Source organism: Sorangium sp. So ce367, assembly GCF_051520455.1.
Classification (GTDB): domain Bacteria; phylum Myxococcota_A; class Polyangia; order Polyangiales; family Polyangiaceae; genus Sorangium; species Sorangium cellulosum_B.
The window spans coordinates 10,061,979-10,076,839 of sequence record NZ_CP150334.1 but is presented as its reverse complement, the minus strand read 5'-3'; the positions used below and the strand labels follow the sequence as shown (position 1 = coordinate 10,076,839).

Here is a 14,861-nt window from a genome sequence, read left to right as displayed (position 1 = left end):
GGAGGTCTGAGCTGACGGGCTGTCCTTTGCGACGGTCTCCTTCGGGGGCGTCGCTCCGGGCACCTTGCCCTCCTTGGGACTCGTGCTTCCTGGCTCCGTCGCCTTGGTGTTCCCTTGGGGACCCTTGCCGAGGCCCGGAGATGGCTGGTCGGCAGGCTGTGTGGAGCCCTTGGGGAGGCCGCCATCGGCGGAGCGAGGCCTGACGGTGGGCTCGGTGGCCTGAGGCTGTGTGGAGCCCTTGGGGAGGCTGCCATCGGCGGAGCGAGGCCTGACGGTGGGCTCGGTGGTCTGAGGCTGTGTGGAGCCCTTGGGGAGGCTGCCATCGGCGGAGCGAGGCCTGACGGTGGGCTCGGTGGTCTGAGGCTGTGTGGAGCCCTTGGGGAGGCTGCCATCGGCGGAGTGAGGCCTGACGGTGGGCTCGGTGGTCTGAGGCTGTGTGGGGGCCTTGGGAAGGCCGCCATCGGCGGAGCGAGGCCTGACGGTGGGCTCGGTGGTCTGAGGCTGTGTGGGGGCCTTGGGAAGGCCGCCATCGGCGGAGCGAGGCCTGACGATGGGCTCGGTGGTCTGAGGCTGTGTGGGGGCCTTGGGAAGGCCGCCATCGGCGGAGCGAGGCCTGACGATGGGCTCGGTGGTCTGAGGCTGTGTGGGGGCCTTGGGAAGGCCGCCATCGGCGGAGCGAGGCCTGACGATGGGCTCGGTGGTCTGAGGCTGTGTGGGGGCCTTGGGAAGGCCGCCATCGGCGGAGCGAGGCCTGACGATGGGCTCGGTGGTCTGAGGCTGTGTGGGGGCCTTGGGAAGGCCGCCATCGGCGGAGCGAGGCCTGACGATGGGCTCGGTGGTCTGAGGCTGTGTGGGGGCCTTGGGAAGGCCGCCATCGGCGGAGCGAGGCCTGACGATGGGCTCGGTGGTCTGAGGCTGTGTGGGGGCCTTGGGAAGGCCGCCATCGGCGGAGCGAGGCCTGACGATGGGCTCGGTGGTCTGAGGCTGTGTGGGGGCCTTGGGGAGGCCGCCATCGGCGGAGTGAGGCCTGACGATGGGCTCGGTGGTCTGAGGCTGTGTAGAGCCCTTGGGGAGGCCGCCATCGGCGGAGCGAGGCCTGACGGTGGGCTCGGTGGTCTGAGGCTGTGTAGAGCCCTTGGGGAGGCTGCCATCGGCGGAGCGAGGCCTGACGATGGGCTCGGTGGTCTGAGGCTGTGTAGAGCCCTTGGGGAGGCTGCCATCGGCGGAGCGAGGCCTGACGGTGGGCTCGGTGGTCTGAGGCTGTGTAGAGCCCTTGGGGAGGCTGCCATCGGCGGATCGAGGCCTGACCGGATCCTGCAGGTTCCCGGCGCTGGAGAGCGGCGGCCTCGGCGTCGCGGTGGGGGAGCTTGGCGCGCTGGTGGGTGCTCGGCCGACATTGGGGCTGTTGTTGCCGGTCGTCGTGCTCCCGAACTGGCTCCCTGATGGACTGTGCGGCGCGGCCGTCGTCGTGGTCGTCGGGCCGGGCGAGCTCGGTTTGCTGGTGCTCTTCCGCGTGACGGGATCCCAGCCGGAGAAGGGGTCTGGCTTCGGGGTCGGGCTGGGCGCCGCGGCCCGGTTCACGGCGCTGGGCGCGGCCGCGCTGCTGGACGTGCTGCCGCCGTCGGTCAGGGGATGCGCGAAATTGCCCGCGCTCTTTACCTGGGCGCGCAGCCCCGAGCGGACACCTGTGGCTTTCGACGGCGAAGGCGAGCGGCTGCGCGAGGAGCTGCGCGAGGAGGGCATGCGCCATGAATGACGCGAAACTCATGCGCTGCCAAGCGCCTCGATCCTCGCCTTCAGGCGGGAGTTGCCGTGCCATGTCGCCCAGCTCGGCCAGCAGCGAATCTCTCCGGATCCGCCCTGTGGACCGGGAGATCCCGCACCTTCGCGCCATTGTGGCGCTCCGCCGGGACCGACTCCGTGCATGCATCCAGGGCGACGCGGCGACAAGCATCGCGATTGCGGTCGGTCCGCCGAGCAGGTAACCTGGCGCTCTCATTGCACGCACGGATGTGTCATTTTTACTGGAATGTTCCGTTGTGGGTGAGCGCTTGCTGCCTCTCCGCTCCCGTGTCTGGCGCACGGCCGTGCGTCGGCGCGCCCGATGAGGTCGATGCGCTGCCGAGGCGATTCCAGGGTTGAGCCCGCTCGCTGCGCGGTTGCCGCCGGCGCGAGTTGTCTCGCGCGGCGCGCTTGTGTACGAGGTTCTATCTACGGCAGCGCTGGCCCATGAAGCCGTCGCGCAGGGCCAGGAGGACGAGGAGCCATGAGCGTCACGACGATCGACGTTGCCGAGGTCGCGCCTTCGACGGCGCCCCTGCCCGCGTTCGACGAGGAAGCGACGGTGCAGAGCCTGCTCGTCTCGCCCGTCGAGGCTGCCTACCGCCATCGCCTGCCCCTCGTCGGACGCACGGACGTGCACCCGCTCGTCCAGGCGGCCTACATGGCCTATACCCAGCGTTATCCCCTCGTGCTGTCGCCCGACGTTGTCTGGTTCTGCCTTGCCCGGGGGTTCACGCTCCACGTCGCCGCGAACGAGGCGCAGCGGCGTCAGGTCCTCCTCGACGACAGCGACTTCGAGCTGAGGATCGATCGACCGGATTTCACGCTGGGTGAGGTGAACCCGTGGCCCGTCGCGTTCTCGGACTTCTCCACCGTGATCGCCGCGCGGGTTGGCAAGCTGCGGGAGCTCGTGACAGCCAGCTTCTCCACCACGGGGCCGGTGGAGCGCGTGGCGTCGGAGCTCACGGTGATGACGCCGTTCGTGCCGCACTTCGAGTGGCAGCCGCCCTTCCCCGCGGACATGAGCTTTCCGGATCGTGGGATCCCGCGCATTTACCTGCTCGGCACGGCGGACGACTGGCGCTGGGTGCGCCACCGCGCGGCGGCGTTCGTCCCCTTCGGGGCGGAGCGCTGGACTGACGTGCTCCTGCCGGTGCTCGACCAGATCGTCGCTGCGGCGGAGGGGCGCCAGGATCCAGCGTTCTGGCGCGCCTTCTTCCGGTACGAGAACTCCGCGGATGAGCTCACCGGGTGGATCCACGTGCTCTTTCCGTACCTGCGCGCCTGGCCGGCCGACCACTTCGTCTGGAATGCGTATCTCGACGGCTGGCTCGATCGCTGGAAGGCCGCGGAGGCCCGGCGCAACCCCCTCTCCGCGCTGGCGGATCCGGAGGGACCCGGGTTCGCGCAGCTCCCGCCGGGGCTGACCAGCGTGCCCTTGCGGTTCATCGATGGGCAGCGCCGGGAGCACCCCCTGGAGTTCGTCAGCGGCCTCATCGGCGTCACGCAGGACCAGCACTCGCTCGCGCTCATCCCGGAGTTCGTGTGGGCCGTCGTGCACGGTGAGCCCGGCCCCGAGGTCGAACGGCCCGCCGGCGCGGGCTGAAGGGCGCAAGGCCGCTCGGCGGGGGCTGCGCCCGCCCCCTCTCGGCCGGCTACCCGAACCGCACCTCGAGCCCCGCGCCCCCGCCGGCCACCACGACCTCTCGATCCCTGCACCCCGGATCCTCCGCCATGCGCGCCGCGATCGGCGTGATCACCCGCTCCTCGATCACCCGCTTCAGCGGCCGCGCCCCGCGCCTCGGATCGAACCCCGCCTCGGCCAGGAAGGATCGCGCCTCGGGCAGCACACGGAGCCTCAGGTTGCGCCGCACGAGCCCGGTGCGCGCCTCGGCCTTGGCGAGCTCGAGATCGACGATCCTGAGCACGCTGTCCCGCCCGAGGCCCCGGAACTGCACGACGTGGTCGATGCGGTTCACGAACTCCGGGCGGAAGTGCTCGCGCACGCCCGCCGGCGCCGCGCGCCGCGCGCCCTGGAGCAGGGCGCGCTCGTCGTCGCCGCCGAAGCCGACAGGCGCCCGGTCGGCGACGCCGAGGTTCGAGGTCATCACGATGAGCACCATCCGGAAATCCACGTGGCGCCCGTCCTCGTCCGTCAGCCGCCCCTCGCCGAGGATCGCGAGCAAGAGGTCGAACACCTCGCGGTGCGCCTTCTCGATCTCGTCGAGCAGCACGAGCGACAGCGGCTCCTGCCGCACGCGCTGCGCGAGCGTCGTCGCGTCCGGCCCCGCCGCGAGCAGGCGCGCCGACGAGCCCGGGAGCCTGTACTCGCTCATGTCGAGCCGGATCATCCGCCCCTCGTCGCCGAACATCGACCGCGTGAGCTCCTTCGCGAGCTCCGTCTTGCCCACGCCTGTCGGGCCGACGAACAGCAGCGTGCCGCACGGGCGCTCGGGGTCGTTCATCCCGGCCTTGAAGCGCGCCAGCACCCGCGCCGCCGTGTCGCACGCCTCGTCCTGCCCGATCACGCGCCGCTTCAGGCCGCGCGCGATCGTCTCGGCGCTCGCGGGGATCTCGTCGGCGATGAGCTCGATCGGCAGCCCCGAGTGGCGCGCGTAGGCCTCGGACACGTCCCGCGGGTACAGCACGCGCGAAGGCGCCGCGCCGGCCGCCTCCGCCTCCGCGCCAGCCCGCGCGCCGGCCTCCTGCGCGAGCCAGTCGAAGAAGCGGAACGCCTTGCCGGGGAAGAGCACGTCGCGCCGAAACATCGCGAGGTGCTGCACCAGCCGCTTCTTGCCCGCCGGGTGCAGCCGGACGCGCGTGTCCTTCCGCGCCTCGTACTCCGCGAGCAGCGCCGGCACCGCGGCCGCATCCGGCTCGCGCAGCCGGACGATCTGGAAGCACGCCACGAGCGAGGCCGCGCGGCGCTGGCACGCCTCGAGCTCCGGCTCGGTGCACTCCGCGATGAGGCTCACCTCTCCCGTCCGGAGCGCCGGCAGGAACACGTCGCCGATCGACGCGCCGTCCGGCTGCGGCCGCAGCAGGGGCAGGAGCGCGCCGACGTGGAGCAGATCCCCCTCGTGCGACAGCTCGCCCACGAGCCTCAGGCACCTCGCCTGCCACATGCCGAGGTACTTCATCCCGGCGAGCAGCCTGTCGGCCGACGTGCTGAACAGGCCCGGCGAGCCCGCGCGCGCCTTGTCCCTTCGCCACGCCGCGAACCGCCGCGCCAGCCGGTGGACCCAGGTCGTCTTGCCGACGCCCGGGCCGCCCACCAGCAGGATCGACGGCATCGACGTGGCGCGCGCGCCGTGCGCGGCGCGCGCCGCGTCGAACAGCGGCAGCGCCTGCTCCAGCTCCTCGGACTCGCCCACCGCGAGCGGCAGCCGCTGGCGCGCGGCCTTCTCGACGAGATCCTCGGAGACGGCGTGCAGCGTGGGGCGCTCGTCCTCCGGGCGCCGAGCGCTCCGCCCGGCGCGCTCCATCCGGCGCGGCGACCACGGGCGCACGTACTCGTCTCCCTCCCGGCGAAAATCGAAGAGCGACCGCGGGGACTCGCCGAGCAGCGCGCTCGTGACGAGCTGGCGGAGCACGTCGGGCGCGATCGAGAGATCCTCGAGGACCACGGACCAGCCGAAGCGGGGGAGCATCACGCGGACGCCGCCCTCGGCGAGCTTGCTCGCGAGGTACGTGAGCCGCAGCGGGATCTGGCGCCGGCCGACGACGGCGGTCCGCTTGACCGTGGTCTGCGGGTGGACGTCGACGTCCAGCGAGCGGACCTCGAACGACTCGTCCCACAGGTAGCGATCGAGATCGTCCTCGTCCGTGGCGAGCCTCGCGTGGAGCTCGACCTCGATCGCGCGCAGCACCTCGTCCTCGGAGGCGCCATAGGCGGACGGCGCCGGCCGATCGAAGAGGAATGCCCACGTGCGCAGGAGGATGCCGGTGAAGCGGCCGTCGTGGTGGGCGATGAAATAGACGCGGAGCGATTTCTTGGTCATACGGTGGCGGTGGAAACGCGCAGCCTGACCGCGCGAGCCTACCACACCCGGGCAACACCCCGCGCCGGGAGCGTCTCTGCGTTGCTCGGCCGCGCTGCTGGTTGTTTCGTTGCGCGCGCCGTCGCTTCATTGCTCCGCTCTTTCATTGCGCCATTGTGGCGATTCCGCCGCAGTCGTTCGCGCAGCGCCCCGAGGAGGCCTGTCCCGGCGTGAACGTGAAGTGGAGCGGCGCCGGAATACGCTGACGGTCAACTCAACGTCAGATCAACTCCATGCGTCGTGGTGACGGCGTGCGTCAAAGCGGCCGCGCGCCGCGACGCAGGCACAACCGTGCTGCATAATTCTGGTGGCGTGGAGATGTGTAATCTCATCCACCCTGGTCTCCTCGGGAGGTGTAGAGTGGTGTTCATGCCGCACACACCTTATTCCATGACGCCTCGCCGCCGCGCGGCTCGAGCCGTGTTTTCCTTGTTCCTATCGCTTGCCCCGCTCGCTGGGGCCGTGCCCGCGAGCGCTGCTGTGGAGCAGCTGGACGGCACGGACCTGCCCACGCCGGTCCGCGACAACGAGACTGGCCTCGTGACGAGCCGGGGCTTCCCCAAGGACGCCGTCACGCTCGAGGGGCTCTTCATGTATCGGGGGGAAGACATCGATCCCGTGGCCGACGCGAGCACGGAGCCAGGCGTCTTCTCGCCGCTCTGCGGGTTCTCGGGAGAGCTGGTGCTGCGCGGGGGCGGGTGCAAGGTCGCGTTCGGCTGGTACAACGCGACCGCGAGCGGCGCGCGCCCGCCGGACAACCAGATCTACGAGCTGATCCCCGCGGACGTCAAAACGGCGTTCCAGTGCCAGGACGACGATTTCTGCCCGCTGGCCACGATGAACACCACCCAGACGGGGCAGCACGGCTGGACGCCGCGGCAGTTCTCGGCGGCGGACATCAGGAACGATGCGCGGTACCAGGGCGGCCTGGTCGGCTTCGCGCTGATCGGCAAGACGGGCACGTACTGCACCCAGACGAAGTTCTCGCAGCGCGAGCTGAACACCGTCTGCACGAACTGCACGCCGAACGCGCCGTGGGTGACGACGCTGATCTACACGTCGACCGCCGAGCCCGACGCGTTCTATGTCGCCTTCGAGGACCTGCCCGTGACCGCGACGAGCTGGAAGGGGAACCAGGGCGGGTACGAGAACGACGGCGATTTCAACGACTTCGTCTACTACATCACGGGCGTGACCTGCAAAGGCGGCGGCGAGGTCTGCGACACGGGCCTGCAGGGCGCGTGCGCCGTGGGCAGGACGGGCTGCGCGACCGAGGGCGAGGTCGAGTGTCTGCCCGTGCTCGAGCCCGGCGAGCAGAAAGAGACCTGCGACAACATCGACAACGACTGCGACGGCGAGGTCGATAACGGCGAGGGGCTCTGCAACGAGGGCTTCGTGTGCAACCGCGGGTCGTGCGTGCCGTACTGCGGGCGCGGCGAGGTGGTCTGCGACCTCGGTCTCGTCTGCAACGACGACGGCTTCTGCGTGGAGCCGGCGTGCGTCGACAAGGAGTGCACAGGCGGCCAGATCTGCGTCGGCGGCAACTGCGTGGGCGGCTGCGACGGCGTCGTCTGCCCCGCGAACCAGGAGTGCCAGCTCGGGCGGTGCGTGGATCTCTGCGCCCACATCGAGTGCGAGGAGGGCGCGGTCTGCGAGCGCGGCATCTGCCAGTCCAACTGCGGGTGCCGCACCTGCCCCGCCGGCAAGGTGTGCGCGCCGCAAGACGGTCGCTGCGTCGACGCCGGCTGCGAGGGAAAGACGTGCGCCGAGGGGCAGGTCTGCGTCGCCGGGAGCTGCGCCGACGCGTGCGCGGGCGCCGTCTGCCCCGGCAACGCGCCGTGCGTCAACGGGGCCTGCGGCGAGCCGGTGGTCCACGGCGGCGCCGCCTCCGCCGCGAGCGGGTCGAGCGGACCCGACGTGGGGCTCGACGATCCGGTGGATCTGACGACCGGCTCCGGTTCCGGTCCCGGCTCCGGCTCCGGCGGCGCGAGCGGCGGCGGCACGGGCGGCAACAAGCCTGACGCGTCCTGCGCGTGCCGCGCGGGCGCGACCTCGGAGGCCTCGCCGGCCAGGGTCGGCCTGCTCGGGCTCGGTCTCCTGCTGCTCGCCGGCCGCAGGCGCCGCGCGCGCCGCGCCGCGAGCCGCCCGTAGGCCTCGCCCTGGCGCGCGCCGCGGGCCCTCCGCGAGCCGCGCCCTGGCCCGCCGCGCGCCCGCGTCACCCCGCGGAGCGCGCGGCCATCGCCGCGACGAGGCCCCCCACGATGGCCGCCAGGACCCACGCGAGGCGCGCGCCGAACGGTGACGCGGCCGCGGCGCCGGCGGGGAGCGGGAACACCACCGAGCGCACCCGCCGGGACTCCGCGTCGACGAGGAGCACGCCGTCGACGTCGAACGCGACGCGGTACTCGAGCAGCTGCCGCCGCGTCGCGGGCGTGTCGATGCGCGGCGCGAGCCGGCCCGTCTTCACCTCGGCGACATACCGCCTGGGACCGTGCGCCACGAGGTAGTCGGCGCGGAGACCGACGCTGACCGGCTCGCCGTCGATCTGGACTCCGTACGAGACCGCGACCTGCCGGCCGACGATGGTGTAGCCGAGCTCGCGGAGGAGCGCCTCGGCGCGGACCTCTCCCGCGGCGCCCTGCTCCCGGCACCGCGAGAGCCGACGCCGCTGCCATGCGCGCCTCCACGCGAGCCGGAGCGTCTGGACCAGCCCGAAGGCGAGCGCCGCGCCGGCCACGGCCAGGAGGAGCTCGGGCGGCATGTCGCGGAAATCCACGCTGCGCGGGTTTGCTCAGGAATCGGGATACCGGGCCAAGTTTTCTGCGCCGGATCGCCTGCGGCTTGGCTGGCGCGCATGTCCACGCGCTCCTATGACTGGGCCGCAAGAGGCATACCGCCTGCTCGTGCTCTGGTGTGGTGGCGCCGTGTTTCAAGAGCGTGCCCGGCTGATCTGGTCAGGGATGCACACCCATCGTCCGCGAGAGCACCCTCCTGCTGGATCCGAGGGTCGTCTGCCTGTGATCGAACACGAGGAGAGGCACCGTTCGCAGATCCGCGCGCTGACCGAGGCCAGCCGCGCGCTCGCGTCCGCGTGTTCGGCGCCCGCGATTCAAGAGATCGTCCTCTCCGCGGCGGCGCGCCTGAGCGGCTCTGGCAGGGCCGTCCTGATCCTGGACGACGAGGACGGCCGTCCGGTCGTGCGAGCGGCGCTGGGGCTCGATCCGGCGCTGCTCGCCGAGCTCTGCGGCCACCCGCTCCCGAGGGCCGACGACGGGATGGCGCGAGCGCTGGACGGGGCGGCCCACGTCGCCGCCGCGCCGCTGATCGTCAGCGGCCGTGTCTCTGGCGTGCTCGCGGTCGAGCGGGGCGCCCCGGCCTCCGGCGAGGATGCCTGGCTGCTCGAGGCGCTCGCCGATCAGGCCGCTGTCGCGCTCGCAGGCCTCGCCGGAGGCGCCGCGCGCGCAGGCGCCGGGGAGCCCCGTGCGCGCCTGGAAGCGGACGCACGGGACGAGCGCTATCGCCTCCTCGCTCGAGCGATCAGGGACCCGATCTGGGACTGGGATATCCGGACGGATCGGGTCGAGCACAACGAGACGTTTTACGAGGTCTTCCGTTATGCTCCCGAGCAGACGGCTCGGACCGGCGCCTGGTGGATGAGCCGCTTGCTGCCCGAGGATCGCGACCGCGTGGTGCGCGGCTTCGAGGAGCTCTTTCGCGGCGACGCCGACACCTGGTCGGCGCAGTACCGCGTGTACCGTGGCGATGGCTCCGTCGCCCGGGTGTTCGATCGCGGGGCGGTGCTCCGCGACGCGTCCGGCAAGGCGATCCGCATGGTCGGATCGGCGGTCGACCTGACCGAGCGGTTCCGGATCGAGAGCGCGCTCCAGGACCGGGAGGATCGGCTCCGGCTGGCCACGTGGGCGGCGGACGTGGGCACGTGGCGAGTCGATCTGGAGACGCGGTGCGACACGAGGGACGCGAGCCTGAACCGCATCCTGGGCCTGGACGAGCGCGAGACGACGCAGCCCATGGGCGACTGGATGAGCCGCGTCCACCCGGACGATCTCGACGCGGTGATGGCCATGCACGAGCGGAGCGTCCACGAGCGGTGCATCTACGACATCATCCACCGTGTCGTCCGCGCCGACGGGTCGATCCGGTGGGTCCATGATCGCGGGCGCATCGTCGCCGATCGGGACGGCTCCCCGCTGTTCCTGACGGGCGCCGTCGTCGACATCACCGAGCTGAAGCAGCTCGAGCACGAGCGCACGGAGCTGCTCCGCCGCGAGCAGCAGGCGCTCGCCCAGTCGGAGAAGGACCGCATCCGGGCCGAGGACGCGAACCGCATGAAGGACGAGTTCCTCGCGACGGTCTCCCACGAGCTGCGGACGCCGCTCACGGCGATCCTGGGCTGGGCGCGGCTGATCAAGGACAAGGGCCTCGCCCCGGAGCGCGTCAAGCAGGGCATGGCGTCGATCGAGCGCAACGCCCACGCGCAGGCGCAGATCGTCGACGATATCCTGACGGTCTCCCGGATCATCACGGGCAAGCTGCGGCTCCGCACGATCGCCGTGGATCTCGCGGCGGTCATCGATGCCGCCGTGGACACCATCACGCCGACGGCGAAGGCGAAGGAGATCGAGATCCGCGTCGAGCCGGGCGAGGGGCTCAGCCACGTGTGCGGCGACCCGGATCGCCTCCAGCAGGTCATGTGGAACCTGCTCTCCAACGCGGTGAAATTCACCCCGAAGCGAGGGCTTGTCACCGTCCGGGTGGGGCGGAGCGACGCCCAGGTCGCGATCTCGGTCACGGACAACGGCAAGGGCATCACCACGTCGTTCCTGCCGTATGTGTTCGACCGCTTCCGCCAGGGCGACTCCTCCCCGACGAGGGCTCACGGCGGGCTCGGCCTGGGGCTCGCGATCGTCCGCCACCTCGTCGAGCTGCACGGCGGCACGGTGGAGGCGGAGAGCCCGGGCGAGGGGGGAGGAGCGACGTTCACGGTGACGCTCCCCCTGCCCGTGGCGCCCTCCGCCGCGCACGAGGGGACGCCGTCCGCGCCGGGGCGCGCCCCGCTGCGGAGCGGGGAGCCGCCGCCGCTCTTCGGCGTTCACGTCCTCGTCGTCGAGGATGAGCCGGACGCCAGGGAGATGATCGCGTTCTTGCTGGAGGGAGCGGGCGCGCGGGTCACAACGGCCGGCTCGGCGAGCGAGGCCATGAGCGTCCTGGAGCGGCTGAGGCCCGATGTCCTGCTCAGCGACATCGGTATGCCGGGGGAGAGCGGTTATGCGTTGATCCACCAGCTCCGCGCGGCGGGCCGGGACGAGATCCGGCGTATCCCCGCCGTGGCCCTGACCGCCTATGCCCGGATCGAGGACCGGAGGAGGGCGCTGGCGGCCGGCTTCCAGAAGCACGTCGCCAAGCCGATCGACCCTGCCGACCTGGTGCAGGTCGTCGCGGACCTCACGGGCCGCTCGGGCGGCGACGGGCCCCCCGCCCGCTCCCGGCGCGGCGCGCTCCTCGGTTGACCCCGCGCGGCGCGCGGCCGCTCTAGGCCAGCTCGACGCCGAGCAGCCACAGCATGAGTGCCTTCTGCACGTGCAGCCGGTTCTCGGCCTGATCCCACACGCGCGAGCGCGGCCCTTCGAGCGTCTCGTCGTCGATCTCCTCGCCGCGGTGCGCCGGCAGGCAGTGCAGCACGATGGAGTGCTGCGCGGCCTTCGCCATCACCTTGGCGTCCACGGTCCAGCCGGCGAACGCGGCGCGGCGCTTCTCCGCCTCGGCCTCGTGTCCCATGCTCGCCCACACGTCCGTGTTCACCACGTCCGCGCCCGCCGCGCCCTCGCGCGGGTCGTGGGTGATCGTGACGTGGCCCGTCTTCCGCGCGCGCTCGACCTCGTCCGCGGGCGGCATGTACCCCTCGGGCCCCGCGAGCACGAGGTGGAAATCGAAGAGCTGCGCCGCCTCGAGCCACGAGCGCGCCATGTTGCTCGCGCAGTCGCCGAGGAACGCGATGCGCCGGCCGGCGATGCCGCTCCTGTCCCCGTTCGCCGCGAGCGCCTCCTGGATCGTGAAGACGTCGCTGAGCACCTGCACCGGGTGGCCGTCGTCCGAGAGCGCGTTGATCACCGGCACGCTCGCCTCCGCCATCTCGAGCAGGCGCGCGGTCGACGACGTGCGGAACGCGATCGCGTCGCAGTACCGGGCGAGCACGCGCGCCGTGTCGCGGATCGGCTCGCCGCGGGCGAGCTGGCTGCCCTGGGTGCTCAGCACGACCGGCTGGGCGCCGAGCTGCGCGATGCCGACCTCGAACGACACGCGCGTGCGCGTGCTCGCCTTCTCCAGGACGACCGCGATGGCCCGGCCGGCGAGCATCGTGGTGCGCCGCCCTTTCGGCTCCTCCTTCAGGCGAGCGGCGAGCCTGAGCACGCGGTGCGCTTCGGCCAGGGTCGTGTCCGTGATCTTGAGGTAATCGCGCTTCGCCATTGTCCCGCCTTCCGCGTCGCCGCCGTCCGGGCGCGCCGCCGCGCCGCGGGCAGCCCGCGACGCAGGGCGCGCCGTACGCCCGTCGTGATGTGGCACAACCGGGACGCCGACGTCAATCGGCCGTGGATCCGCCGTGGACCGCGCTCAGCGCCAGATCTCGATCTGCCACGCCGCGTCCGAGATCTGCGCGACCGACGCGCGGATCCCGAGGAGATCTCGGAGCAGCCCGAGGTGGGTTGTCGTGTGGGATGACGGGCGCACGGTCCGGAAGGCGCCGCGGCCCGCGAGGGCGATCGGCAAGAGCAGCTGATCGGCCAGGTGCTCACCCACGGGGACGCCCGCCGCGAGGTAGTCGCGCGCCTCCTCGGCCGCCTTCGTGGCGACGGACTCCGCGCGCACGCCCTTCACCCCGAACCCGGTGAAGACCTCGGTCACGTGCTCGCTCTCGACGGCGATGGTGAGCACGTTGCCCGGGCCGTTCCCGCCCTTCAGCACGCTGGGCTTGAAGCAGTCCGGCTCCCAGCCGAGCACCGCCGCCGCCGCGTCGAGCTCGCGCACCGCGATGGCGCCCGGGAGGTTCGACACCGTCGCGACCGCCCGCCGGCCGCGGATCTCCCCGCGCTCGAGGAGCTCGAGCGGCGCGAGCGCCGGCGCCGGCGCGATCGAGACGTGGGCCACCCCGCCGCCGGCCGGGTAGAAGCCGGGCGTCACGAGCGTCGCGGTGACGTCCGGCCCCATCCTCCGCACGAGCGGCAGGTAGGCGAGGTCCAGGAAGTCGAACGGCGGCGCCAGGGGGTTGTGCGTGCCGCCCTCGAGCGTGAGCGCCGACGGCGCGGGCGCGCGGAGCAGCGCGGGCAGGACGGTCTGCAGCACGAGCGTCGTGCTCCCCGCGCTCCCGACCTGGAACGTGTGCTCGCCGGGGACGATCGCGGTCGGTCGAAACACGATCTCCTGCGACCCGAGCGACGCGCCCGACACCTCGGCGCGGCCGATCTGGGCCGCGGCCCGGACCGAGGTCAGGTGTTGCCGCATCAGGCCCGGGCGCGCGCGGCCCTTGCGGATCGAGGTGATACGGACGGGCGTCTGCGTGATCAGCGAGAGGCCGAGCGTCGTGCGGAGGATCTGGCCCCCTCCCTCTCCGATGGATCCATCGATGGTCAGCATGGCGGTCGGCTCTCCCCTGGAACAGCGATATCACGGCGCCGGGGCGCGCGGCTCACCCCTTCACGCAGACGACCTGCCGCAGGGTGTGGACGATCTCGACGAGATCCTTCTGCGCCCGCATCACGTCGTCGATCGGCTTGTAGGCCGCCGGCGTCTCGTCGATCACGTCCTCGTCCTTGCGGCACTCGACGCCCGCGGTCGCGGCCTCGTGGTCCGCGACGGAGAAGCGGCGGCGCGCCTCGCCCCGCGACATGACGCGGCCCGCGCCGTGGCTCGAGCTGCAGAAGCTCTCCGCGTTGCCGAGCCCGCGGACGATGAACGAGCGCGCGCCCATGCTGCCCGGGATGATCCCGAGATCACCCGCCTGCGCGCGGACGGCGCCCTTGCGGGTCACGAGCACGTCCTTCCCGTAGTGGTGCTCGCGCGCCACGTAGTTGTGGTGGCAGTTCACCGCCTCCACGGTCGCGTCGAAGGGCGGCAGCTCGCCCGAGCCGCGGAGCGCCGCGATCACCTGCGCCATCATCAGCTCGCGGTTCACCGCCGCGAAGTCCTGCGCCCACGACACGGCCTGCATGTAGTCGTGGAAGTGCCTCGTCCCGTCCGGCAGGTACGCGAGGTCGGCGTCGGGCAGGTTGATGAAGAAGCGCCTCATCTCCTGCTTGGCGAGCTCGATGAAGTAGCTCCCGACCCGGTTGCCGACGCCGCGCGACCCGCTGTGCAGCATGACCCAGACGCGGTCCTCCTCGTCGAGGCAGAGCTCGATGAAGTGGTTGCCGGTCCCGAGCGTGCCGAGGTGCTCGATGGCGTAGCCGCGCCCGATGCGCGGGTGCTTCTCGACGATCTGCCGGTACCGCGGCTCGAGCTCGGCCCACGCCGCGACCTGGGCGGCGGGCGGCGAGCGCCACGCGCCGCGGTCGTTCTTCCCGCCGTTGTCGGTGCGGCCGTGCGGCACCGCGCCCTCGATGGCCGTCCGGAGCCCGCGCAGCGCGTCCGGCAGCTGCGACGCGGAGAGGCTCGTGCGCGCCGCCATCATCCCGCAGCCGATGTCGACGCCCACCGCCGCCGGGATGACCGCGCCGTGCGTCGCGACGACGCTCCCCACGGTCGCGCCGATGCCCTGGTGCGCGTCGGGCATCACGGCGATCCACTTGTGGATGAACGGCAGCGCGGCGAGGTTCTTGAGCTGCGCCTCCGCGGCGGTCTCGAACGGCACGCCGACCGTCCACGCCTTGATGGGCACGCCCGAGTCCGTGGGGATGACGTTGTAGCTTCGCTCCATGGCAAGATCTCCGGTGAGGGGTCGTTCTGCCTTCTGCGTATCGCACGGCGCGTGCCACTCGAAATCCAGGCGATCACGGGCCGCTGGCCCTGCGGATTAGACCTGTGTAT

General features: G+C 72.0%; 10 protein-coding genes. 5 read left to right on the top strand and 5 right to left on the bottom strand.

The annotated features are described in order from the left end of the window. Positions 1–114 precede the first annotated feature (114 nt). The 3 genes from WME97_RS38195 to WME97_RS38185 all read left to right on the top strand — a co-directional run bounded on the left by WME97_RS38195 (position 115) and on the right by WME97_RS38185 (position 3,388). Positions 115–1,443 (top strand): hypothetical protein, encoded by a 1,329-nt coding sequence (locus tag WME97_RS38195; protein WP_437545031.1) that lies wholly within the window; start codon positions 115–117, stop codon positions 1,441–1,443. Then, positions 1,409–1,756, top strand: a complete 348-nt coding sequence (locus WME97_RS38190) for a hypothetical protein (protein WP_437545030.1) — start codon at positions 1,409–1,411, stop codon at positions 1,754–1,756. Before WME97_RS38195 ends, WME97_RS38190 begins: the two co-directional genes overlap by 35 nt. Before the next feature lie 510 nt (positions 1,757–2,266). Further along, positions 2,267–3,388: a DUF4419 domain-containing protein gene (locus tag WME97_RS38185; protein WP_437545029.1), complete on the top strand. Its 1,122-nt coding sequence runs from the start codon at positions 2,267–2,269 to the stop codon at positions 3,386–3,388. Positions 3,389–3,437: 49 nt separating this feature from the next. Here WME97_RS38185 and WME97_RS38180 read toward each other — a convergent pair whose 3' ends face one another. Next, entirely contained in the window at positions 3,438–5,783 is a 2,346-nt protein-coding gene (locus tag WME97_RS38180; RefSeq protein ID WP_437545028.1) for an AAA family ATPase, read from the bottom strand. 501 nt (positions 5,784–6,284) lie between these two features. On the opposite strand from WME97_RS38180, the gene WME97_RS38175 reads away from it, so the two are divergent. Further along, positions 6,285–7,973 carry a hypothetical protein gene (locus WME97_RS38175; RefSeq protein WP_437545027.1) on the top strand — a complete coding sequence of 563 codons (1,689 nt, stop codon included), beginning with the start codon at positions 6,285–6,287 and terminating at the stop codon, positions 7,971–7,973. Positions 7,974–8,037: 64 nt separating this feature from the next. Here the strand turns inward: WME97_RS38175 and WME97_RS38170 are convergent, their stop codons facing one another. After that, on the bottom strand, positions 8,038–8,583 hold the full coding sequence (locus WME97_RS38170) for a hypothetical protein (protein WP_437545026.1): 546 nt from the start codon (positions 8,581–8,583) through the stop codon (positions 8,038–8,040). Positions 8,584–8,839: 256 nt separating this feature from the next. On the opposite strand from WME97_RS38170, the gene WME97_RS38165 reads away from it, so the two are divergent. After that, complete coding sequence (locus tag WME97_RS38165; RefSeq protein WP_437545025.1) at positions 8,840–11,350, top strand: PAS domain-containing protein; 2,511 nt, start codon at positions 8,840–8,842, stop codon at positions 11,348–11,350. Positions 11,351–11,372: 22 nt separating this feature from the next. Here WME97_RS38165 and argF read toward each other — a convergent pair whose 3' ends face one another. The 3 genes from argF to WME97_RS38150 all read right to left on the bottom strand — a co-directional run bounded on the left by argF (position 11,373) and on the right by WME97_RS38150 (position 14,751). Then, on the bottom strand, positions 11,373–12,308 hold the full coding sequence (gene argF, locus WME97_RS38160) for an ornithine carbamoyltransferase (RefSeq protein WP_437545024.1): 936 nt from the start codon (positions 12,306–12,308) through the stop codon (positions 11,373–11,375). A 144-nt stretch (positions 12,309–12,452) separates the two neighbouring features. Next, on the bottom strand, positions 12,453–13,472 hold the full coding sequence (gene rtcA / locus WME97_RS38155) for an RNA 3'-terminal phosphate cyclase (RefSeq protein ID WP_437545023.1): 1,020 nt from the start codon (positions 13,470–13,472) through the stop codon (positions 12,453–12,455). A 52-nt stretch (positions 13,473–13,524) separates the two neighbouring features. Continuing rightward, the gene (locus WME97_RS38150) at positions 13,525–14,751 is read right to left on the bottom strand and encodes an RtcB family protein (RefSeq protein WP_437545022.1); all 1,227 of its coding nucleotides are present in this window, start codon (positions 14,749–14,751) and stop codon (positions 13,525–13,527) included. Positions 14,752–14,861 lie beyond the last annotated feature (110 nt).